The organism is Streptomyces sp. NPDC015346, from assembly GCF_043078785.1.
GTDB lineage: Bacteria > Actinomycetota > Actinomycetes > Streptomycetales > Streptomycetaceae > Streptomyces.
The window spans coordinates 1,140,551-1,162,478 of sequence record NZ_JBIBTW010000001.1 but is presented as its reverse complement, the minus strand read 5'-3'; the positions used below and the strand labels follow the sequence as shown (position 1 = coordinate 1,162,478).

Annotated in this window: 17 protein-coding genes; 7 read left to right on the top strand and 10 right to left on the bottom strand. The window is 72.0% G+C overall.

Translation table 11 applies throughout. The annotated features are described in order from the left end of the window. Positions 1 to 231 precede the first annotated feature (231 nt). Positions 232 to 1,161, top strand: a complete 930-nt coding sequence (locus ACF06X_RS05245) for a hypothetical protein (protein ID WP_392285785.1) — start codon at positions 232 to 234, stop codon at positions 1,159 to 1,161. 18 nt (positions 1,162 to 1,179) lie between these two features. Here ACF06X_RS05245 and ACF06X_RS05240 read toward each other — a convergent pair whose 3' ends face one another. Beyond that, on the bottom strand, positions 1,180 to 1,605 hold the full coding sequence (locus tag ACF06X_RS05240) for a Rieske (2Fe-2S) protein (protein ID WP_392285784.1): 426 nt from the start codon (positions 1,603 to 1,605) through the stop codon (positions 1,180 to 1,182). A 124-nt stretch (positions 1,606 to 1,729) separates the two neighbouring features. Between ACF06X_RS05240 and ACF06X_RS05235 the strand changes: the two genes are divergently transcribed. Then, positions 1,730 to 2,620 carry a carbohydrate kinase gene (locus ACF06X_RS05235; RefSeq protein WP_392285783.1) on the top strand — a complete coding sequence of 297 codons (891 nt, stop codon included), beginning with the start codon at positions 1,730 to 1,732 and terminating at the stop codon, positions 2,618 to 2,620. Between the two features lie 66 nt (positions 2,621 to 2,686). On the opposite strand, the gene uvrA is transcribed toward ACF06X_RS05235, so the two are convergent. Next, on the bottom strand, positions 2,687 to 5,698 hold the full coding sequence (gene uvrA, locus ACF06X_RS05230) for an excinuclease ABC subunit UvrA (RefSeq protein ID WP_392285782.1): 3,012 nt from the start codon (positions 5,696 to 5,698) through the stop codon (positions 2,687 to 2,689). Positions 5,699 to 5,897: 199 nt separating this feature from the next. On the opposite strand from uvrA, the gene ACF06X_RS05225 reads away from it, so the two are divergent. The 3 genes from ACF06X_RS05225 (at position 5,898) to ACF06X_RS05215 (ending at position 8,763) form a co-directional block, all read left to right on the top strand. Continuing rightward, on the top strand, positions 5,898 to 6,587 hold the full coding sequence (locus tag ACF06X_RS05225) for a maleylpyruvate isomerase family mycothiol-dependent enzyme (protein ID WP_392285781.1): 690 nt from the start codon (positions 5,898 to 5,900) through the stop codon (positions 6,585 to 6,587). Between the two features lie 53 nt (positions 6,588 to 6,640). Continuing rightward, positions 6,641 to 7,297 carry an MBL fold metallo-hydrolase gene (locus ACF06X_RS05220; RefSeq protein ID WP_392285780.1) on the top strand — a complete coding sequence of 219 codons (657 nt, stop codon included), beginning with the start codon at positions 6,641 to 6,643 and terminating at the stop codon, positions 7,295 to 7,297. Positions 7,298 to 7,479: 182 nt separating this feature from the next. Further along, positions 7,480 to 8,763 carry an MFS transporter gene (locus ACF06X_RS05215; RefSeq protein WP_392285779.1) on the top strand — a complete coding sequence of 428 codons (1,284 nt, stop codon included), beginning with the start codon at positions 7,480 to 7,482 and terminating at the stop codon, positions 8,761 to 8,763. Positions 8,764 to 8,872: 109 nt separating this feature from the next. Here the strand turns inward: ACF06X_RS05215 and ACF06X_RS05210 are convergent, their stop codons facing one another. The 5 genes from ACF06X_RS05210 to ACF06X_RS05190 form a co-directional block, all read right to left on the bottom strand. Continuing rightward, positions 8,873 to 9,898 carry a TerC family protein gene (locus ACF06X_RS05210; protein ID WP_392285778.1) on the bottom strand — a complete coding sequence of 342 codons (1,026 nt, stop codon included), beginning with the start codon at positions 9,896 to 9,898 and terminating at the stop codon, positions 8,873 to 8,875. Positions 9,899 to 10,129: 231 nt separating this feature from the next. Next, positions 10,130 to 12,013 carry a TerD family protein gene (locus ACF06X_RS05205; RefSeq protein ID WP_392285777.1) on the bottom strand — a complete coding sequence of 628 codons (1,884 nt, stop codon included), beginning with the start codon at positions 12,011 to 12,013 and terminating at the stop codon, positions 10,130 to 10,132. A gap of 84 nt (positions 12,014 to 12,097) precedes the next feature. After that, positions 12,098 to 12,676, bottom strand: coding sequence for a TerD family protein (locus tag ACF06X_RS05200; RefSeq protein WP_158986231.1), 579 nt, complete (start codon positions 12,674 to 12,676; stop codon positions 12,098 to 12,100). Between the two features lie 151 nt (positions 12,677 to 12,827). Next, a complete protein-coding gene (uvrB, locus tag ACF06X_RS05195; protein ID WP_392285776.1) occupies positions 12,828 to 14,972 on the bottom strand; it encodes an excinuclease ABC subunit UvrB in 2,145 nt (714 codons plus the stop codon). 83 nt (positions 14,973 to 15,055) lie between these two features. After that, positions 15,056 to 15,955 carry an MHYT domain-containing protein gene (locus ACF06X_RS05190; protein ID WP_392285775.1) on the bottom strand — a complete coding sequence of 300 codons (900 nt, stop codon included), beginning with the start codon at positions 15,953 to 15,955 and terminating at the stop codon, positions 15,056 to 15,058. Positions 15,956 to 16,139: 184 nt separating this feature from the next. Between ACF06X_RS05190 and ACF06X_RS05185 the strand changes: the two genes are divergently transcribed. Beyond that, positions 16,140 to 16,682, top strand: coding sequence for a methylated-DNA--[protein]-cysteine S-methyltransferase (locus tag ACF06X_RS05185; protein WP_392285774.1), 543 nt, complete (start codon positions 16,140 to 16,142; stop codon positions 16,680 to 16,682). A gap of 89 nt (positions 16,683 to 16,771) precedes the next feature. After that, positions 16,772 to 18,064, top strand: a complete 1,293-nt coding sequence (locus ACF06X_RS05180) for an MFS transporter (protein ID WP_392285773.1) — start codon at positions 16,772 to 16,774, stop codon at positions 18,062 to 18,064. Positions 18,065 to 18,137: 73 nt separating this feature from the next. On the opposite strand, the gene ACF06X_RS05175 is transcribed toward ACF06X_RS05180, so the two are convergent. The 3 genes from ACF06X_RS05175 to ACF06X_RS05165 are packed head-to-tail and all read right to left on the bottom strand — an operon-like array spanning position 18,138 to position 21,867. Then, positions 18,138 to 19,178, bottom strand: a complete 1,041-nt coding sequence (locus tag ACF06X_RS05175) for a TolB family protein (protein ID WP_392285772.1) — start codon at positions 19,176 to 19,178, stop codon at positions 18,138 to 18,140. Beyond that, positions 19,178 to 20,500: an MFS transporter gene (locus ACF06X_RS05170; protein WP_392285771.1), complete on the bottom strand. Its 1,323-nt coding sequence runs from the start codon at positions 20,498 to 20,500 to the stop codon at positions 19,178 to 19,180. The genes ACF06X_RS05175 and ACF06X_RS05170 overlap by 1 nt, the downstream gene beginning before the upstream one ends. After that, a complete protein-coding gene (locus ACF06X_RS05165; RefSeq protein ID WP_392285770.1) occupies positions 20,500 to 21,867 on the bottom strand; it encodes a discoidin domain-containing protein in 1,368 nt (455 codons plus the stop codon). The genes ACF06X_RS05170 and ACF06X_RS05165 overlap by 1 nt, the downstream gene beginning before the upstream one ends. Positions 21,868 to 21,928 lie beyond the last annotated feature (61 nt).

Sequence of the window (21,928 nt, the reverse complement as noted above, 5' to 3'; positions counted from 1 at the left end):
CCGAGGCGGGGGGTGTGTGGGGATGTGGGGAGTCGGAGGAGCGCGTCCGGACGCTGTCGAGGAGCATCGAGCGTTGTGGGGCGCGGGTCAACACGCTTCAATGCGGGGTGACGGCGCGCTGTGAACGCGTGGACGCGGGTGTGAACGGGCGCCCGCGCGCCATCTGCGGGCCCGCCGTCGGCGGTGCGGCGGTCCGCCGTCTTCGTCGTGAATGTTCACTGAGGAGTCCCCGTGGAGCACACCGAGGCCGATCTGGCGCAGTTGCTGCACACCGGACCGTTCCACCTGGCGCTGCGCACGGCGCTCGCGGTGCGGGGCCTTCCGCTCCAGCGGGTGCAGCACCATCTCGCCCATCGGGGCGTCAAGGTCGGGGTGACCAGCCTCAGTTACTGGCAGCAGGGTGCCCGGCGCCCCCAGCGGCCCGAGTCGATGAAGGCGGTGCGGGCGCTCGAGGAGGTCCTCCAGCTGCCCGGGAACTCACTGATCCGGCTGCTGGCCGAGGACTCCGTCGTGCGCGCCGAAGTGGAGCGTCCGGCGGGGCGCTCGTACCGCTCGCTGGTCGAGGTGTCCGGTGTCGTGGAGAGGCTGCTCGCCGAGCTCGAGTCGCCGGTGGACGGTGGGCTCCACACGGTCGGCCACCACGAGCGGGTACGGATCGGGGCGGCGCGGGAGCTCGTGGGGCGCGACTCGCAGCATGTGGTGCGGGCGCACCGGGACGGGATCGACCGCTATCTGGCCATCCACCACGGTGACCCGGGCTGCGACCCGGCGCGGGTGCAGGTGCGGGCGGCGGAGAACTGTCGTAGGGGCCGGGTGCGTTGGCACCGCGAGACGGGGGTGCTGGTCGCGGAGCTGCTCTTCGACGCGCGGCTGCGGGCCGGGGAGACGTATCTCTTCTCGTACGGCTTCGAGGACGGGACGGGCGGTCCGAGCGGGGAGTACGTCCGGGGGTTCAGCTTCGCCGGCGGGCAGTACGTGCTCCAGGTGCGGTTCGACGAGGCGGCGCTGCCGGTGCGGTGCCGGCGCTTCGCCCAGGCCTCGGCCGGAGCGCCGCGCGGCGGCCGCTCGGACCTGACGCTGGTCGGGCGGCACCGCACGGTGCACCTGGTGGAGCAGGGGGTACGGCCGGGGCTGCTGGGGATCGACTGGGACTGGGCGTGACACCCCCCGGGCGTCGCCCTACGCCTCCGGGCCCGCGACCAGCCGGCCGTTCTCGACCCGGATGGGGACCTCGGGCAGCGGGACGGTCGCCGGGCCCTTGAGTGCCTTGCCGGTGGTCACGTCGAAGCGGCTGCCGTGGCAGGGGCAGTTGCCCTCATTGTGCTCGATCTTGTCCAGGACGCAGCCGGCGTGGGTGCACTGGGCGCTGAACGCCTTGTACTCGCCCTTGGCCGGGCAGCTCACCAGGACCCGCTGCTCGCGGTAGAGCTTGGCACCGCCGACCGGCACCTCGTCGGGGGCGCCGAGGGTGACCGGGGCGGTCGGGGTCGGGACCTGGGCGTGGCCGAGCTTGGAGTCGGTGGAGCAGGCGGCGACACCCAGCCCGGCGGCGCCGGCGAGGGCGGCGCCTTTCAGTACGGTGCGGCGGGCGGACTGGCCGGACATGGGCGCTCCACGGTCGGATCGGGGCATGAGGTGACGAACCGACGATACCGGCGCGGGTCCGGGCGCCTTCGCGGGGGGCTTCCGGGCTGTTGTGGCCGGGTGGGCATGGGTTACGTTCGCGGGCGTGATCGTCGTCGCCGGTGAGTCCCTGATCGACCTGGTCCCGGCCGGTGCGCCGGGCCCCTTGTCCCCGCTGCTTCCGAGGCCCGGGGGCGGCCCGTACAACACGGCCGTGGCGCTGGGGCGGCTCGGTGCGGAGGTCGCCTTCTGCTCCCGGATCTCCACGGACGCCTTCGGCGAGGCGCTGCTCGACGGCCTGCGGGCGTCGGGGGTCGGTGACGGGCTCGTGCAGCGGGGGCCGGAGCCGACGACGCTGGCGGTGGCCTCGGTGGGGCCGGACGGCTCCGCGCGGTACGGCTTCTATGTGGAGGGCACGGCCGACCGGCTCTTCGCCCTGCCGGAGCGGCTGCCGGAGGAGGCCCGGGCGCTGGCTTTCGGCACCTGCTCCCTGGCCCTGGAGCCGGGCGCGAGCGCGTACGAGGCGCTGCTGCGCCGCGAGTCGCGGCGCGGCGCCTTCACGCTTCTGGACCCCAACATCCGCCCGGCCCTGATCCCGGACCCGGCCGCCTACCGCGAGCGCTTCACGGCCTGGCTGCCGTACGTCTCCCTCCTGAAGCTCTCGGAGGAGGACGCGGCGTGGCTGGGCGGCACTCCGGAGGAGTGGCTGGCGCGTGGACCGTCGGCGGTGGTCCTGACCAGGGGCGGGGCGGGGCTGACTGTCTTCACGCCGTCGTACGAGGTGTCGGTTCCGGCGGTACGGGTGGCGGTCGCGGACACGATCGGCGCGGGCGACACGGTGAACGCGGCCCTTCTCCACGGACTGGCGTACCGCCCGCCGGCCTCGCTGGACGCCGGTGCGTGGCGGGACCTGCTGACCTACGCTGCCCGCGCGGCGGCGCTCACCTGCACCCGTCCGGGCGCGGAGCCGCCGTACGGGCACGAACTGGGCGCCTGAGGCCCGGCCGGGAGGAGAGGCGGGGACGGGGCGGGGGCCCGCCGCGAGCCCCCGCCCCCTCCGTCGTCACGCCTTGCGGGCCCGAGCGGTCGCCGCCTTCTTCGCCGGCGCCTTGGCGGGTGCCTTGGCCACGGTCTTGGCCGCGGTCTTCGTCGCCGGCGCCTTCTTCGCGGCCGTCTTCTTCGCCGAGCCGTTCCCGCTGCGCGCCGCCGGGACGGTCGCGTCGCTGATCCGGTCGGCGCCGAGGACCTCGCGGAGGAACTTGCCGGTGTGGCTCGTCGACACCGAGGCGACCTCCTCCGGCGTGCCCTCGGCGATCACCAGACCGCCGCCGCTGCCGCCCTCGGGGCCCATGTCGACGACCCAGTCCGCGGTCTTGATGACATCGAGGTTGTGCTCGATGACGATCACCGAGTTGCCCTTGTCGACGAGACCGGAGAGGACCTTGATCAGCTTCGAGATGTCCTCGAAGTGCAGACCCGTGGTCGGCTCGTCCAGGACGTAGACCGTGCGGCCCGTCGAGCGCTTCTGGAGCTCGGAGGCGAGCTTCACGCGCTGCGCCTCACCGCCCGAGAGCGTCGGCGCGGACTGGCCCAGCCGGACGTACCCGAGGCCCACCTCGTTGAGCGTGCGCAGGTGGCGGGAGATCGTCGGGACGGCCTCGAAGAAGTCGAGGGCCTCCTCGATCGGCATGTTCAGGACCTCGGCGATGGACTTGCCCTTGTAGTGGACCTCCAGGGTCTCCCGGTTGTACCGGTCGCCGTGGCAGACCTCGCACGGGACGTAGACGTCCGGGAGGAAGTTCATCTCGATCTTGATCGTGCCGTCGCCGGAGCAGTTCTCGCACCGGCCGCCCTTGACGTTGAAGGAGAACCGGCCCGGCAGATAGCCGCGGACCTTCGCCTCCATGGTCTCGGCGAAGAGCTTGCGCACATGGTCGAAGACACCGGTGTAGGTCGCCGGGTTGGACCGCGGGGTGCGGCCGATGGGCGACTGGTCGACGTGGACGACCTTGTCGACGAGGTCGTCGCCGTCCACGCGCGTGTGCCGCCCGGGTACCGACTTGGCGCCGTTCAGCTCGCGCGCCAGGTGGGTGTAGAGGATGTCGTTGACCAGGGTCGACTTGCCGGAGCCGGAGACTCCGGTGACGGCCGTGAGGACGCCCAGCGGGAAGGAGACGTCGATGTCCCGGAGGTTGTTCTCCCGGGCGCCGTGCACGGTGAGACGGCGCGAGGGGTCCACGGGCCGGCGGATGTCCGGGGTCGCGATGGCCTTGCGGCCGGACAGGTACTGCCCGGTCACCGACTCCTCGTTGGTGAGCAGCTCGGCCAGGGAGCCCGAGTGGACGACCTTGCCGCCGTGCTCGCCCGCGCCGGGGCCGATGTCGACGACCCAGTCGGCGACCTTGATGGTGTCCTCGTCGTGCTCGACGACGATGAGCGTGTTGCCCATGTCCCTGAGCCGGACCAGGGTCTCGATGAGCCGGTGGTTGTCCCGCTGGTGGAGGCCGATGGAGGGCTCGTCCAGGACGTACAGCACGCCGACCAGGCCGGAGCCGATCTGGGTGGCGAGCCGGATGCGCTGGGCCTCGCCGCCCGAGAGTGTGCCGGCCGCCCGGTTGAGGGAGAGGTAGTCGAGGCCGACGTCGACGAGGAAGCGCAGCCGTTCGTTGACCTCCTTCAGGACCCGCTCGGCGATCTTCTTGTCGCGGGCGTTGAGCTTCAGGCGGCCGAGGAAGTCGGCGCACTCGCTGATGGACATCGCGGCGACCTCGGCGATGGACTTCTCCATGACCGTGACCGCGAGGACGATCGGCTTGAGGCGGGTGCCTTCGCACGTGGGGCAGGGCACCTCGCGCATGTAACCCTCGAAGCGCTCACGGCTGGAGTCGCTCTCGGCCTCGCTGTGCCGCCGCTTGACGAAGCTGACGGCGCCTTCGAAGGCCGGGGTGGTGTACGCCCGCTCCCGCCCGTACCGGTTGCGGTAGCGGACCTCGACCTGGGTCTTGTGGCCGTACATCAGGGCCTTCTTGGCCCGCGCCGGGAGTCCGGCGTACGGGATGTCCGTACGGAAGCCGAGCGCCTGCGAGAGCCCGCCGATGAGCCGGCCGAAGTATTCCCTGGTGTGGCCGTGCGACCAGGGGTGGATGGCGCCCTCGTCGAGGGACCGGTCTTCGTCCGGGACGATGAGCTCGGGGTCGACCTCCATGCGGGTGCCGATGCCGGTGCAGTCGGGGCAGGCGCCGAAGGGCGAGTTGAAGGAGAAGGAGCGCGGCTCCAGCTCCTCGAAGGACAGGTCGTCGTACGGGCAGTAGAGGTGCTCCGAGTACATCCGCTCGCGCTCGGGGTCGTCCTCGGGCAGGTCGACGAAGTCGAGCACGACCATGCCGCCGGAGAGGCCGAGCGCGGTCTCGACGGAGTCGGTGAGCCGGCGCTTGGCGCTCTCCTTGACCGTGAGGCGGTCGACGACCACCTCGATCGTGTGCTTCTCCTGCTTCTTCAGGGTCGGCGGCTCGGTGAGCTGGACGGTCTGCCCGTCCACCCGCGCGCGGCTGTAGCCCTTGGTCTGGAGGTCGGCGAAGAGGTCGACGAACTCGCCCTTGCGCTCGCGCACGAGCGGCGAGAGGACCTGGAAGCGGCTGCCCTCGGGCAGCTCCAGGACCCTGTCGACGATGGCCTGCGGCGACTGCCGGGAGATCGGCCGGCGGCACTCGGGACAGTGCGGCTTGCCGATGCGGGCGAAGAGCAGGCGGAGGTAGTCGTAGACCTCGGTGATGGTGCCGACCGTGGAGCGCGGGTTGCGCGAGGTCGACTTCTGGTCGATGGAGACGGCGGGCGAGAGACCCTCGATGAAGTCCACGTCCGGCTTGTCCATCTGGCCGAGGAACTGCCGGGCGTACGACGAGAGCGATTCGACGTACCGGCGCTGGCCCTCGGCGAAGATCGTGTCGAACGCGAGGGAGGACTTGCCCGACCCGGACAGCCCGGTGAAGACGATGAGGGAGTCACGCGGGAGGTCGAGCGAGACGTTCTTGAGGTTGTGCTCGCGAGCGCCACGAACGATGAGACGGTCGGCCACGCCGGTCCGCACCTTTCTTGAGAGAGCGGAGGCACAGGAGTGCGGGTCGCAGATATGCCTGGGGATGTGCTGGATGTGCCTGAATACCCAACAACCAAGGATGCCGGATGCTTCCACCGAGCCTATAGCACGCACATTCGATTACCGGCCTCGATGTGACCGCTTCACCCGAACGAGTGGCAGCGCTAGGGTCGGCGCCATGATCGATCCTGTGCGTGACCTGGCCTCTGTACGCGAAGCGACCGAGCGGCTCCTGAAAGCCGCCGCCTCATGGGACAACGCGGCGGTCGCCGAGCCGTCACGGCTTCCCGGCTGGACCCGCGGACATGTCCTGGCCCACATCGCCCGCAACGCCGACGCCCTCGTGAACGTTCTCCAGGGCCGGCCCATGTACCCGGACGCCGCGACCCGTGACGCCGACATCGAGCGCGACGCCCCGCGCCCGCTGGACGTCCAGCTCGCCGACGTCCGCGAGAGCGCCGAGCGCTTCCAGGCCGTGGCCGCGGAGCCCGCCGACTGGGAGCGGATCGTGGAGCTGCGCAACGGCGTCACGGACCGGGCGGCCCGCCTCCCCTTCCGCCGCTGGGTCGAGGTGGCCCTGCACCACGTCGACCTCGGGGCGGGCTACGAGCTGGAGGACCTGCCCGACGAGTTCGTGGCCCGCGAGATCGAGTTCCTCGCGGAGCGGTTCACGGGCCACAAGGAGGTCCCGCCGACCACGGTCCGCGCCGCGGAGGGGCAGGTCTGGACGACCGGGGGCGGCTCCGGCGAGGACGCCGTGCTCGTCTCAGGACCCGCGCCCGAACTGCTCGGCTGGCTGGCCGGCCGCCGCGACGGGTCGGCCCTCACGGTCGAGGGCGGCGCTCTCCCCGCCCTGCCGCCGCTGTAGCCGCCGGAGCCGCGGAACCGCCCGCTGTCGGTGCCCGGCGATAGGCTGAGCCCATGACGTACAGCGGAGCTGTGAAGGTCGGCGGCGCGGCCGATGTGCACGAACTGACGGACCTGATGATCTCCAAGGTCGCGGTCGGCCCGATGGACAACAACGCGTATCTGCTGCGCTGCCGGGCCACCGGCGAGCAGCTCCTGATCGACGCGGCCAACGACGCCGAGACGCTGCTCACGCTGATCGGTGACGACGGCATCGCCTCCGTCGTCACCACCCACCGGCACGGCGACCACTGGCAGGCGCTCGCCGACGTGGTCGCCGCGACCGGGGCCCGCACGTACGCCGGGGCGTACGACGCCGAGGGCATCCCGGTCCCGACCGACGTCCGGGTCGAGGACGGCGACACCGTCCGGGTGGGCCGGGTCGAGCTGACCGCCCGCCGCCTGGTCGGGCACACGCCCGGCTCGATCGTCCTGATCTACGACGACCCGCACGGCCACCCGCACGTCTTCACCGGCGACTGCCTCTTCCCCGGCGGGGTGGGCAACACCTGGAAGGACCCGGAGGCCTTCGCGAGCCTGATCCACGACGTGGAGACCAAGCTCTTCGACGTACTGCCGGACGAGACGTGGGTCTACCCGGGCCACGGCAGGGACACGACCCTCGGAGCCGAGCGCCCGCACCTCCCGGAGTGGCACAAGCGCGGCTGGTGAACGTGGGGCGCCGCGGCGCGCGGCTCGGAGGCGTGTGCTTCCGTACGCCCCCGTAACCCGCGCGCACGCCGGGTAGTTGGCGCGGCATGCGCCACAGTCACCCCCCGCAGTCCCCGGACACCCCTGACACCCCGTCCACTCCCGCCGCTCCGCCCACTCCCTCCACTCCCTCCCCTCCGTCGATGGGGCGGCTCGCCGCCGCCTCCCTCGCCGGCACGGCCATCGAGTTCTACGACTTCTTCGTCTACGGAACGGCCGCCGCGCTCGTCCTCGGCCCGCTCTTCTTCCCGACCTTCTCCCCCCTCGCCGGGACCCTGGCCGCCTTCGGCACCTTCGCCGTGGGCTTCGTCGCCCGCCCGCTCGGATCCGCCCTCTTCGGGCACATCGGCGACCGCTACGGACGGCGACCGGTCATGTTCGCCTCACTGATGTTGACCGGCTGCGCCACGGTCGCGGTCGGCTGTGTCCCCTCGTACGCCACCCTCGGCATCACCGCCCCCGTGCTCCTGCTCGTCCTGCGCTTCCTGCAGGGGCTCGGTCTGGGCGGCGAGTGGGGCGGTGCCGTGCTGCTGACGGCCGAGCACGCGCCGGAGGGGCGGCGCGCGCTGTGGGCGAGCTTTCCGCAGATCGGCCCGCCGGTCGGCTTTCTGCTGGCGAACGGTGTGATGCTGGCGCTCTCCGCCGGACTGACCGACGCGCAGTTCCGCGAGTGGGGCTGGCGTGTGCCGTTCTGGGCCGCCGGGCTGCTCGCGGCGGGCGGCCTGCTGCTGCGCTCCTCACTGGCGGAGACCCCGCAGTTCCAGCGGCTGGCCGCCGAGGGGCGGCGGGCCGACGCACCGCTGACCGAGGTGGCGCGCGACCACTGGCGCCTGGTGCTGCTGACGGCGGGCGCCCTCGCGGTCGGCTACGCCGTCTTCTACACGGTCTCCACCTGGGCCCTGGCCTACGGCACCGAGCGGCTCGGCATCGACCGCACGGTGATGCTGGTCTGTGTCATGGGGGCGGTGGCGATCAGCGGGATCGTGACCCCGTTCGTCGCGATCCTCGGTGACCGCTACGGCCGGCGCCCCCTCTGCCTCGCGGGCTGCGCGGCCTCCGCGGTGTGGATGTTCCCGATGGTGGGGCTGTTGCACACGGGTCGGCCGATGCTGATGTTCCTCGGCTTCACGGGCGCGCTGCTGGCGTTCATCACGATGTTCGCGGTGGTGGCCGCGTATCTGCCCGAGCTGTACGAGCCGAGGGTGCGCTGCACGGGCGCGGCGGTCGGCTACAACCTCGCCGGCGTGCTGGGCGGGGCCCTGACGCCGATCGTCGCGACGGCGGTCGCCAGCGGCGGCACGGGCGCCCCCTGGGGCGTGGCCGCGTATCTGACGGTGGTGGCGCTGGTGAGCCTGGGCTGCTTCGCTCTGCTGCCGGAGACCAAGCCCGCCGCGCGGGCCGAGTCGCCCGAGGGCGTGCCCGCGTAGTCGCGGAGCACACAGAGAAACGGGCCGGAACAGGTCCGGACACACCGGTGGCCGGTGCGGACGGTGGTGTGCCGTCCGTACCGGCCACGGTGCGTGGGTCGGGCGAGGGTCAGACCTCGACGCTGTCCTTCTCGGACTCGCCGGAGGTCACCGGCTTGCCGGTCGTGTCGGCGCTCTCGGCCGCCTCGCGCTCCGCCTGCTTCTTGGAGGCGATCAGGCTGGTGATCGTGGTGATGACCAGGACGCCGCAGATGACCGCCAGGGAGAACGGGATCGAGATCTCCGGGACGTGCACCCCGGATTCGTGCAGGGCGTGCAGCACCAGCTTCACACCGATGAAGCCGAGGATCACCGACAGGCCGTAGCTGAGGTGGACCAGCTTCTTGAGCAGGCCACCGATCAGGAAGTACAGCTGCCGCAGACCCATCAGGGCGAAGGCGTTGGCGGTGAAGACGATGTACGGGTCCTGGGTCAGGCCGAAGATCGCCGGGATCGAGTCGAGGGCGAAGAGCACGTCGGTGGTGCCGATGGCCAGCATCACGACCATCAGCGGAGTCAGCACCCGCTTGCCGTTCACCTTCAGGAAGAGCTTCGTGCCGTGGTACTTGTCGGCGACGCCGAACTTCTTCTCGATGGACTTGAGGAGACGGTTCTCCTCGAACTCGTCCTCCTCGTCGTCGGAGCGCGCCTCCTGGATGAGCTTCCAGGCGGTGTAGATCAGGAACGCGCCGAAGATGTAGAAGACCCACGAGAAGCTGGCGATGATCGCGGCACCGGCGGCGATGAAGATCGCGCGCAGGACGAGGGCGATCAGCACACCGATGAGCAGCACGCGCTGCTGGAGGTGGGAGGGCACCGAGAACTTCGCCATGATCAGCACGAAGACGAAGAGGTTGTCGACGCTGAGCGACTTCTCGGTGATGAAGCCGGCGAAGAACTCGCCGGACGCCTGGGTGTTGCCGAAGACCAGCAGTCCCAGGCCGAAGAGCACGGCGAGGACGATCCAGACGACCGACCAGGTTCCGGCTTCCTTGATCGACACGTCATGGGGCTTGCGCCCGATGAAGAAGTCGATAGCGATCAGGGCGGACAGACCAAGAATGGTCAGCACCCACAGGGTCATTGAAACGTCCACTGCGCCTCCGGCGTCGTACGGCTACTGATCAGCGTCGTCGCTGCCGGAGGTCTCTTCCACCCGGGCACGCCTACGGCGAGCCGGGCCGACGCCCCGGGATCGAACCGCTCAGGGTCCGTCCGTATTGACGGGAACGCCGCGCATGGGGAGTACTCCCCTCCGCGCCGAGAACACTACCCGAAGAACCAAGAAAAGGTAAAGGCCAGGGTAAAGAGAGCCCAAGTGACCAGGTCAACGGCTCCATTGGCGGCGGGCCTCGGCCACCTGGGAGAGGACCTGGCGGAGCACCCCGCCGCCGGGCGGGAACGTCGGCGGCTCGTACGTCCAGGCGTGGCCGACCCACGGATCGGCGAGGTGGTCGTCGGCGACCGGGGTGATCCGCAGCAGGGAGCGCCACAGCGGGTCCAGGACCGGGCCGTACGCGGAGGCGTCCTCCCGGTCCGCGACCATCAGCAGATGGACGCCGACGGCCGGGCCCTCGTCCGCGAGGTAGCGGAGCTGGGTGACCGCGCGGTCGTCGAAGCCGTGCGGGAAGTCGTGGACGATCAGCAGCTGCTCCGCGGTGTCCATGCCGGGCGGCAGCGCGTCCGGGGCACCGGCCCGCACCGCCATCTGGATCAGGTCGACGCGCTCGGTGAGCCGGGTGAGGACGGCGGAGACCCCGGCCGCCCCGGCGGCCGGCGGTCCGGCCAGGACGCCGGCCTCGACCAGCGGCGCCAGCGAGGCGGCGCCGGAGCCCGCCGGGTCGACGACATGGACGGCGAACTCGCCGGACGGGTACACGGCGAGCAGCCTGGCCGCGTGCGCGACCGCCGTGTCCATGGCGAGGCGTCGCAGTTCGGCCTCGTCGAGGAGCCCGGCCGCCTCGGATCGTCCCCGACCGCTGTCCACCCACAGCCCGCGCTCCAGAGGGAGGCGGACCAGCATGGGGATGCGCAGATCGGTGCGCTCGGGGAGGTGGAGATCGCCCAGGCGCACGGCCATGGGGACCTCCATGGGGACGCGATAGGCCTGCCAGACCGGGTTGTCCCAGCGGGCGAAGGCGGCGGGCAGCGCCGGTTCGACGACCTCGGACTCGGCGGCGAGCTGGGCGAGGTCCCGGTCCAGGGCTTCCTGGGCCCGGGCGGTGAGCTCGTCGTGCTTGGCGCGGGCCGCCTCACGGGCGGCGTCCCCGGCGCCGCCGATACGGCCGCGCGGGTCGGAGAGCGCGCGGTCGAGCTCCTGGTCGAGGCGGGACTCGGCGAAGTCGCAGGCGCTGCGGTACGCGGCGGTGGTGCGGGCCAGGTCCTCGAACATGCCCCACACCTGGTTGTAGAGCCGCTCGTCCATGGACCAGCCGCTGGCGTCACCGGCCACGGGGGCCGGGTAGCCGGTGGGCGGGAGCGCCGGGCCCGGCTCCGGTGCGGGCTCCGGAGGTGCCTGACGGCGCGGGTGCGCGTAGTCGATGGGTCCGTCGGAGCTGGGGGGCGGGGGCGCGTCCTGGTGGTCGGCGGCGACCGGGGCCGTGTGCCTGACGCGCTCCGCCTCGGGGACGCGCGGGGGCGGGGCGGAGACCGATCGGGCCAGGCCCCGGGCGACGGCGTCCAGGATCGAGGCGGCGAGTTCGGCGGGGCGCTCCATGCCCTGGTCGCCGAGCATGGCCGCGAGGCCGCCTTCGTACCCCTGGCCCATGGCGCGGACCTTCCAGGCGCCCTGGCGGCGGTACAGCTCCAGGGCGACGACGGCGGACTCGCGGTCGAGGCCGGTGATCGTGTAGCTGGCGATCTCGGTTCCGTCGAGGCCGGTCACCGCGACGAAGGGGGCGGCGACGGCGCCGAAGCGGGCCGGGCCGCCGACGCCGACGGGCAGCGCCAGAAGGACCGAGACGAGGTGCACGCCGGCCGGAAGCGCTTCGAGGTCGACGGCGAGGCGGTGATCGGCGGCGGCCTGCTGCGAGACCTCCACGCCGGGCAGCGAGGGCGAGCCGGGGTGGGCGATCCACTCGGCCCCGCCCATCCTGCCCCGCTCGTCGCAGAGGGTGGCGCCGGCGACGACCGGATGGCCGGCCGACACCCTGATCTCCAGTCGGGTGTCGGGCAGGGGGTGGTTCTGCCCCCGGACCAGCTCGGCCGTCATCGACTCTGTCCCCTCGGGTGTGTGGATAGGACAGCTCCCGGCGGCCTGCTGCCTCCGGGAGCTGTGGGTGCCGCCGCCGTGCCCCTACAGGTGCGGCAGGATCGACGGCATGAGGTCCTGGAACGTCCGCCCGTTGGCCGGGTTGCCCAGGGCGGTCATCTGCCAGCCGGTGCCGGCCCGGTGCACCTTCGCCATGATCTGCGCGGTGTACTGGCCGCCGCCGTCCAGGGTGTAGCGGGCGAGCTCCTGGCCGTTGGTCTCGTCGACGATCCGGCAGAAGGCGTTCTGCACCTCCTGGAACGTCTGGCCGGTGAAGGAGTTCACCGTGAAGACGATCTGGTCGATGTGGACGGGGACGCGCTGGAGGTCGACCAGGATCGACTCGTCGTCGCCGCCCTGACCCGCGCCGCCCACCAGGTTGTCACCGGTGTGGCGGACCGAGCCGTCGTCGCTGACCAGGTGACGGAAGAAGACCACGTCCACCGGCTGCTTGTCGGCGAAGAGCACCGCGGAGGCGTCCAGGTCGACCTCCCGGGTGCGCGAACCGAACAGGCCACGGCGCGGAGCCGCCTGCCAGCCGAGCCCCATCCGTACCGAGGTAAGGGTGCCCCCGCCCTGCTTCTCCAGGCTGATGGCCTGACCCTTGGTCATGTTGACCGTCACGCGCTGTCCCCTCTCCGTCGTTCCCCGCGGCCGTCTCTGCTGTGCGTGCGGTTGTGCAGCACCCTACGCAGGGGCACCGACAGCGCAGCAGACGCGGTCGCGTTTTGTGTCGGTCTTGCAACACACCCGGCGGAGCCGGGGAGCCGCGCCGTCAGGCGAGTCCCCCCTCCTTCATCTGGCGCAACTCCTTCTTCAGCTCTCCCACTTCGTCCCGGAGCCGGGCGGCGACCTCGAACTGCAGCTCCGCCGCCGCGGCGCGCATACGGTCCGTCATCTCCTCGATGATCGCGGCCAGTTCGGTGGCCGGACGGTCGCCGAGCTCGACCGTGCCGCCCGCCTTGCCGCCCTTGCCCTTGCCCTTGACCGTGGTGGAGTGGGCGGCGAGGGAGGGGACGGGCGTCTTGGCGCCCTTGCCGTCCTTCGCCTGGCGGTAGCCGGAGCCGAGCAGCTGCTCGGTGTCGACCTCCTCGCGGGCGATGGTGGCGACGATGTCGTTGATCTTCTTGCGGAGCGGCTGCGGGTCGATGCCGTGGGCCTTGTTGTACGCGACCTGCTTCTCACGGCGCCGGTTGGTCTCGTCGATGGCCTTCGCCATCGCCGGCGTGACCGTGTCGGCGTACATGTGGACCTGTCCGGAGACGTTGCGCGCCGCGCGGCCGATGGTCTGGATCAGCGAGGTGCCGGAGCGCAGGAAGCCCTGCTTGTCGGCGTCGAGGATGGCGACGAGCGAGACCTCGGGCAGGTCGAGGCCCTCGCGGAGCAGGTTGATGCCGACCAGGACGTCGTACTCGCCCGCCCGCAGCTCGCGCAGCAGCTCGATACGGCGCAGGGTGTCGACGTCGCTGTGCAGATAGCGGACCTGGATGCCGAGCTCCAGGAAGTACTCGGTGAGATCCTCGGCCATCTTCTTGGTGAGAGTGGTGACGAGGACCCGCTCGTCCTTCTCGGTGCGCAGCCGGATCTCGTGCACCAGGTCGTCGATCTGTCCCTCGGTGGGCTTGACGACGACCTCGGGGTCGACCAGGCCGGTGGGGCGGATGATCTGCTCCACGAAGCCGTCGCCGCGCGACAGCTCGTAGGTGCCGGGGGTGGCCGAGAGGTAGACCGTCTGGCCGATCCGCTCCTGGAACTCCTCCCACTTCAGCGGGCGGTTGTCGAGCGCGGAGGGCAGCCGGAAGCCGTGGTCGACCAGGGTCCGCTTGCGGGAGGCGTCGCCCTCGTACATCGCGCCGATCTGCGGCACCGTGACGTGCGACTCGTCGATGACGAGGAGGAAGTCCTCGGGGAAGTAGTCGAGGAGCGTGTTGGGCGCGGAGCCGGGCTCGCGGTCGTCGAAGTGCATCGAGTAGTTCTCGATGCCGGAGCAGGAGCCGATCTGGCGCATCATCTCGATGTCGTACGTGGTGCGCATGCGCAGGCGCTGGGACTCCAGCATCTTGCCCTGCTTGTCGAGCTCGGCGAGACGGCTCTCCAGCTCGCGCTCGATGCCGTTGATCGCCTTCTCCATGCGCTCGGGGCCCGCCACATAGTGGCTGGCGGGGAAGACGTACAGCTCGCGGTCCTCGCTGATGACCTCGCCGGTGAGCGGGTGGAGCGTGGACAGGGCCTCGATCTCGTCGCCGAACATCTCGATGCGGACGGCGAGCTCCTCGTAGACCGGGAAGATCTCGATGGTGTCGCCGCGGACCCGGAACGTCCCTCGGGTGAACGCCAGGTCGTTGCGGGTGTACTGGATGTCGACGAAGCGGCGCAGCAGCTGGTCGCGGTCGATCTCCTCGCCGACCTTGAGCGGGACCATCCGGTCCACGTACTCCTGCGGGGTGCCGAGGCCGTAGATGCACGAGACGGAGGCGACGACGACCACGTCACGGCGGGTGAGCAGCGAGTTCGTCGCGGAGTGGCGCAGCCGCTCGACCTCCTCGTTGATCGAGGAGTCCTTCTCGATGTAGGTGTCCGACTGGGGGACGTACGCCTCGGGCTGGTAGTAGTCGTAGTACGAGACGAAGTACTCGACGGCGTTGTTCGGCAGGAGCTCGCGGAACTCGTTCGCCAGCTGGGCGGCGAGCGTCTTGTTCGGCGCCATCACCAGGGTGGGGCGCTGCAGCTTCTCGATCATCCACGCGGTGGTCGCCGACTTGCCGGTGCCGGTGGCACCGAGCAGGACGACGTCCTTCTCGCCGGCGCGGATGCGCCGCTCGAGCTCGGCGATGGCCGTCGGCTGGTCGCCGCTGGGCTGGTAGGGGCTGACGACCTCGAAAGGCGCCACCGTACGTTCGATCTTGGAAACGGGCCGCATGCAACCACCGTACGACCCCCCACTGACAGTCGGGCGGCGAACGGCTCACCGGTCGGCCCAGGCGCCCTCCCGGACCCCGTCCGTCACCAGTCCTGGGAGCGGTGTCCGCCCCGGTGGGCCCCCTTGCGGGCGCCGCGTCCGGAGGGCGGCCGGGCGGACCAGTTCGCGGGCTCGCCGTAGGCGGGGGCGCGGCGCGGCGCGGGCACCCCGGGCCGGTGCGGGCCCGGCGACGCGGGCCGCTGCCAGTCGGGGTCGCCCATCACGAGCAGCGGGTCGAACATGACGACGACGGCGGCCAGGAGGAGGAAGACCGCCGGGCCGACCAGCATGGGCAGGAGCAGTGAGGTGGCGGTGTCGCCGGCGCCGGGCGCGGGGGTGCCGTGGAGATGGACGTTGACCGCCGCCATGGCGGTGTAGTGCATACCACTGACGGCGAGGCCCATCACCAGGCTCGCTCCGAGGCTGGCCGGAAACCCGTGGACCGAGACGGCCGCCCAGAGGGCGGTGGTGGCCGCCACGACGGCGATCACGACGGAGAGGGCGACGGTGAGGGTGTCGTAGTCGATGCGCCCCTGGAACCGCATGCCGGCCATGCCGAGGTAGTGCATGGTGGCGATGCCCAGGCCGGTGATGGTGCCGCCGGTGACCAGGGTGAGGGGTGTGGCGCCGCGGTATCCGACGATGAAGATCCCGATGCCGACCATCACGACGGCGACGCCCAGGCTGGCGAAGGTGAGGGGCCGGTCGTAGCTGATGGGGGCCTGGTGGACGGAGAAGCCCATCATCGCGATGAAGTGCATGGTCCAGATGCCGGTGCCGATGGAGGTGGCGCCGAGGGCGAGCCAGCCGGCCTTGAAGGTGTCCCGGTGGCGCAGCGACCTGGTGGTGCAGCGCAGGCCCAGGGCGCCGCCGAGGCAGGCCATGAGGTAGGCGGCGACCGGGGTGACGAGGCCGTAACTGAATCCGTCGACCGTGCCCTGCATGAGCGTGTTCCTCCACCCGTGGTGCGACGTCGTCCGAAAACAGTCGGTACCGCTGAGTAAGTGCTACCGGGGCGAGATTATGGCGCGCGGAGGGCCGCACGACCACGCGGTCCGGGAATTGGCACCCGTGAGACCGGGACGAGACCGGCTCGTGATGTCAGTGGGTGGTCGTACCGTGATCGGTATGGACTCCAAGGTGGAATGGGCGGTCGTGGAGAGCGACATCGGCCCGCTGCTGCTGGCCGCGACGGACCGCGGTCTCGTGAGCGTGGTCTTCCACGCACGCGAGGCGGTGCGGGACCGGGCGCTGGACCGGCTGGCGGCGCAGCTCGGCGCGGACCGCGCGGAGCTGACGGAGCGTGCCTCGGGTCGGCTCGCGGAGCCGATACGGCAGCTCGCGGAGTACTTCTCGGGCGGCCTGCGGGAGTTCGACGTCGCTCTCGACTGGACGCTGACGACCGGCTTCAACCGCCAGGTGCTGCGCGAGCTCGCGGACGGCGTGCCGTACGGAGCGGTCGTGGGGTACGGAGATCTGGCGAAGCGGGTCGGGCAGCCGGGGGCGGCGCAGGCGGTCGGGGCGGCGATGGGCGCCAATCCGCTGCCGGTGGTCGTGCCGTGCCACCGGGTGGTGGAGAGCGACGGCGGGCTCGGCGGTTTCGGGGGAGGCCTGGAGACCAAGCGGACCCTGCTGGCACTGGAGGGCGTGCTCCCGCAGCCGCTGTTCTGAGACGGGCCGGGCCGCTCCCTGCGTACCCCCTGGGGGTAGGGAAGGGGGTGGCGTTCCGCTCGGGCCGGAGGGCTGGCACACTCCCGTAAGTGACCAACACCCCGAGCGCCCCTGACGCCACCTCCCCTGCGGAGATACCCGCCCCCGTCACGGCCGCCGAACTGCCGGCGCTCCGGCGGCGGATCCAGGCGGTGCTGATCGCCAGCCAGATCCTCGGCGGTCTGGGCATCGCCATCGGCGTCGCCCTGGCCGCCGTGCTGGCCAAGGACGTGAGCGGCACGGAAGCGCTGTCGGGCCTGGCCTCGACCGCCTCGGTGGCCGGGCCCGCGCTGCTCGCCATGCCGCTGGCCTCCCTCATGGGCTCCCGCGGGCGGCGGCCCGGGCTCGTGCTCGCCTATCTGGTCGGGGCGCTGGGCGCCGGGGTGGTCGTGCTCGGTGCCGTGATCGACAACTTCCCACTGCTCCTGGTGGGCCTGGTCGGCTTCGGCGCGGGATCCTCGGCCAACCTGGCGGCCCGGTTCGCGGCGGCGGACCTGGCCCCGCCGGACCACAGGGGCCGCGCCATCTCCACCGTGGTCTGGGCGACCACCATCGGCGCGGTCCTCGGTCCGAACGTCGCCGCACCCGCCGGGAAGAGCGTGGCGGGTTTCGGAGTACCGGCGGCCGCCGGACCGTTCGTGTGGGCCGCGGGCGTGTTCCTGATCGCCGCGGTCATGGTGGCGCTCCTGCTGCGCCCCGACCCGCTCCTGACCGCCCGCGCCCTGTCCGGGCCGGCCGGCGGCGAGGAGGCGGCCGGCCACTCGCTCCGTGCCGGTCTGAAGGCCGTACGGGCGTCCTCGCGGGCGCGCCTCGCCCTGGTCACGGTCGCCGTCTCGCACACCGCGATGGTGTCGATCATGTCGATGACCCCGGTGGCGCTGAGCCACCACGGTGCGGGGATCCAGCTGATCGGCCTGGTGATCAGCGGGCACATCGCGGGGATGTACGCCTTCTCTCCGGTGATGGGCTGGCTCTCGGACCGGCTCGGGCGGCTGTCGGTGATCGGCCTCGCCGTCGGGCTCCTCTCGGTCGCGGCGCTCCTCGCGGGCACCGCGGGTCCGAGCCACGCCCAGACCGCCGCGGGCCTCTTCGTGCTGGGCCTGGGCTGGTCGGCGGGCCTGGTCTCCGGCTCGGCCCTGCTGACCGACTCGGTCCCGCAGGCGGCGAGGGCGGCGGTCCAGGGCCTCTCGGACTTCATCATGAACACCGCGGCGGGCGTCGGCGGGCTCGCGGCCGGACTGATCGTGGCCCAGGCCGGCTACGGCTGGCTGAACCTCGTGGGCGCGTGCCTGCTGCTGCCGATGGCGGCGCTGGCGGTACGGGGCGCGGTGCGGCGCGCCTGACCGGCACCCTGGCCGGACCCGACAGGGTGCCGGTCGCTCCCTTCAGCCGCCCTTCAGCCCCCTTCAGCCTCCTTCAGCGCAGGACCGCCGGGGACGTCGCACCCGGCACCGACCGTCGTGGCGCGCCGGTGCCGTCGGCGGGGACGGTCCACACGGCCCCCTGGTGCCCGTACGCGAGCGTGCGGTCGTCCGTCCAGGCCGCCTGGTCGTCGATGCTCCGCTCCTCGGCCACCGGGTGTTCCCGCAGGGTGCGCAGATCCAGGACGTACAGGCGCCAGGGTGCCTTCGGATCGTCGGAGACCTTCTTCTTGAACGCGATCCGGGTGTTGTCCGGAGACAGGGACGGGCATTCGACGTTCTCCCTCAGCGCGTTGGCCGACCACCTCCGCATGTCCCCCTCGACGAGGTACGTGCGGCCTTTCGTGGCGACCGTGGCGTAGAAGCGGTTGTCGTCGCGGGCGAAGGTGACGCCCCAGTAGTTCACGTCGGGGGCGTGGTAGCGGCGGCCGTGGAGGGTGAGCGGCATCTGCTCCATGTTCTTGACGAGATAGCCGGTGCGCAGATCGAGGATCGATGTCCTGGTCGAGAACGCCGAGGTCGCGTACGAGTCGCCCGTCGCGAACATCGTCCAGGAGAGCAGCTGCCCGGAGGCCGAGACACGGGCCCGGTTGGGGATCCCGGGCAGCGCGATCCGGCGTACCTCGCGCAGCCGCCGGTCGAGCACGATCGCGTACGAGCGGGTCGGCACGCCCGGCCGCCGTCGCAGACAGAGGGCGGTGGGGCCGGCGGCGTGGAAGCGGTCGCAGTGGGGGCCGCCGACGGCGCGCGGTCCGGTTGAGCCCGGGTCGTGGCGGCCGACCCGGCCGGTCGCCGTGTCGCGGAAGAGGAGCCCTCCGGCGGGCCCTTCGAGCGTGAGCGCCGGGCCGCCGTGCGGCACGACCGGCCGGGGGGCGCGGTCGGCGGCCCGGAGCGTGTAGGCGGTGGCCCCGCCCGCGAGCAGCACGACGGCGAGGACCAGCCCCCAGAGTCGCGTACGGGTGAGGCGGACCCGGCCGGTGTTGTTGTCGGTGCCGGTGTTGTTGCCGGTGCCGGTGTCAGTGCCGGTGTCGGTCATCAAGAGGGCCTTTCGCTGGACGGGTGCCCTTCCGCTGGTGGGGCGGCGGGCAGCAGGAAGCCGGCTCCCGCGAGGGCCGCCGACAGTCCGGCGGCGGCGAGGGCGAGCGCCGTCGACGGCCCCCACACCGTCCAGGCCGCCCCGAACCCGGTCGCCGCGAGCAGCCGGGCCAGCGCCTGGACGGTCTGGACGAGGGCCAGCCCGCTCGCCCGCCGCCCGGCCGGCAGCAGGGGGCCGGTCAGCGCCATCAGGACCCCGTCCGTGGCGGCGTAGAAGACCCCGAGCAGGCCGAGGACGAGGCCGAGCACGAGCAGGTCGGGGGCGGGTGCGAGGAGCAGGACGTACGCGAGGAGGAGCGCCCCGTGCCCGTACAGGAAGGGGCGGCGGCGTCCGATCCGGTCGGCGAGCCGGCCGGCCGGGACGGCGAGCAGCAGATAGCCGGCGGCGGCGCCCAGCGGCAGGAACGGGAACCAGGTGACGGCCAGGTCGAGACGCCGCTGGAGCAGCAGGTAGACGAAGGCGTCCCCGACGGTGAAGGCGCCGAGCAGCGCGGTGGCGCCGAGGATCCGCCGGACGGGCGCGGAGCGCAGTGGAGACAGCAGCGGGGCGAGCAGCGGGGCCGCCTTCGGCCGCGGATCACGGGCCGCGCCGCCGCCCGCCGATGCCCCGCCGCCCGCGGATGTCCCAGCGTCCGCGGCCGCCCTGCCCGGTACGAGGACCGCGAGGAGGAGCACGCCCAGCACCCCGAAGCAGAAGCTGACGACGAACACCGCGTCGTAGGCGTCCGCCGTCGCCCACAGCAGCGCGAACGCGGCCAGCGGTCCGAGCAGGGCGCCGGTGGTGTCCATCGCCCGGTGGACGCCGAAGGCGCGGCCGAGGTCCTCGGGCGGGCAGCTGAGGGTGATCAGCGCGTCGCGCGGGGCGGTGCGGATGCCCTTGCCCAGCCGGTCCCCGGCCAGCGCGGCCGCGATCCAGCCCGTCGCCCCGACCGCTAGGAGCAGGCCGAGCCGCGAGCACGCGGACAGGGCGTAGCCGATCCCGGCGACCCGCTTGTGCCGGCCGCCGCGGTCCGCCGCGTGGCCGCCGAGCAGCCGTACGAGCGCGGTGGCGCCGTTGAGGAGCCCGTCCAGGAAGCCGAACTGGAGCGGGGAGAGGCCGAGGCCGAGGACGAGGTAGACGGGCAGGACGGCCGTCACCATCTCGGAGGAGATGTCCGTGACCAGGCTGACCGTGCCGAGCGCGAGGACGGTGCCGCCGACGCGCCGCCGGGCCCCGGTGCGGGGCGGCGGCGCGTCGGGGCGACCGGTGGTCGCCAGGTACATCAGTGGCAGGTGTAGGTCGGGCCGGTGTCCTTGACCTGGCCGTCAATGCCGACGTACTGCCAGGTGTAGGTGGTGTCGGTGAAGTCGAGCTTCAGGACGCCGTAGGTGCCGCTGATCCGCTTCTGGCTGTTCGGCTGGACCGTCTCGATGGGATAGGGATCGGCCCCGCCCGTGCCGCCGACGATCTCGACGATGCCGCCGGGAGTGGCCCGCCCGGAGGGGTCCTGCGGGGCGAACCGCTCGTAGTGGTGGTCGTGTCCGTTGAGGACGAGGTCGGTCCCGGCGCCGTACAGGATCTGCCAGACAGGCTTGGAGACCGGGTCGTTGCCGTGGCCGCCGGAGGAGTACAGCGGGTGGTGGAAGTAGGCGGCGACGCAGCCCTTGGTGTTCCGGGCGAGGTCGTCCTTCAGCCACCGGATCTGCGCGGGGTCGTCGAAGGAGTTGGAGTCGAGGGCGAGGAAGTGCCAGTTGCCCTCGTCGTAGCTGTAGTACGGCTTTCCCTGCGGGTAGGCGAGGGCACCGAAGTAGGCCTTGTAGCCGGCGAGCGGGCCGGCCGGGTCGTACGTCTCGTGGTTGCCGGGGACGGGACGCGTCCTGGCCTTGAAGACGCCCCAGGTCTTGTCGTAGTAGGCGCGGAAGTCGGAGAGCAGGGCGTCGTCGTACTGGTTGTCGCCCATCGTCAGGTAGAACTTCGGGTTGATCCGCTGCGCCAGGGCGGCGGTCCTGGGGTGGGCGCACGAGCTGCTGGAGGCCGTGCACCGGTCGGCGATGTCACCGGCGGCGACGACGGTGAACGCGCCGTTGGGCGGCGGGCCGCCGTCCAGGGTTCCGTAGACCTCTACTTCGTAGAGGGAGTAGCCGTACGACGTTCCGCGCGCGGTCCCGTAGACGCGGAGGTGCCGGCCCTTGCCGCTGAGTCCGGTCCAGTCGTCGGTGCCTCCGTCGCCCGCCGTCTCGGTGGCGAGCCGGGTCCAGGTGGCGCCGTCGGCGGATATCTCCACGCGGTAGGCCTTGGCGTGGGCCGCCTCCCAGGAGAGGCGTACGCGCGAGACGGTGGCGGTGGATCCGAGGTCGACCCGGATCCACTGCGGGTCGGAGCCCTCGGCGCTGGCCCAGCGGGTGGCCGGGTCGCCGTCGAAGGCCTTGCCCGGGGCGAGGGTGGAGTCCTCGACGGACGAGGAGGTGGCGGGCTTGCCGCGGGAGATCAGCGGGTCGGCGGCCGCTCCGGCACGGCCCGGGTAGGCGAGCAGAAGGCCGCCGACGAGCAGAAGCACGGCCGTGAGGACGAGGGACGGGGTGAAGGGGAATGGGAGAGGGCGGGACGGGGTGAGGGTGCGGCGTGGTGGGGCGGAGGCGTACAGGCGCATACCTGGGCTCCCTGGCCTGAGGGGTGGCGAGAGCTGGACACCGGTGCGGAGCACCGCACCC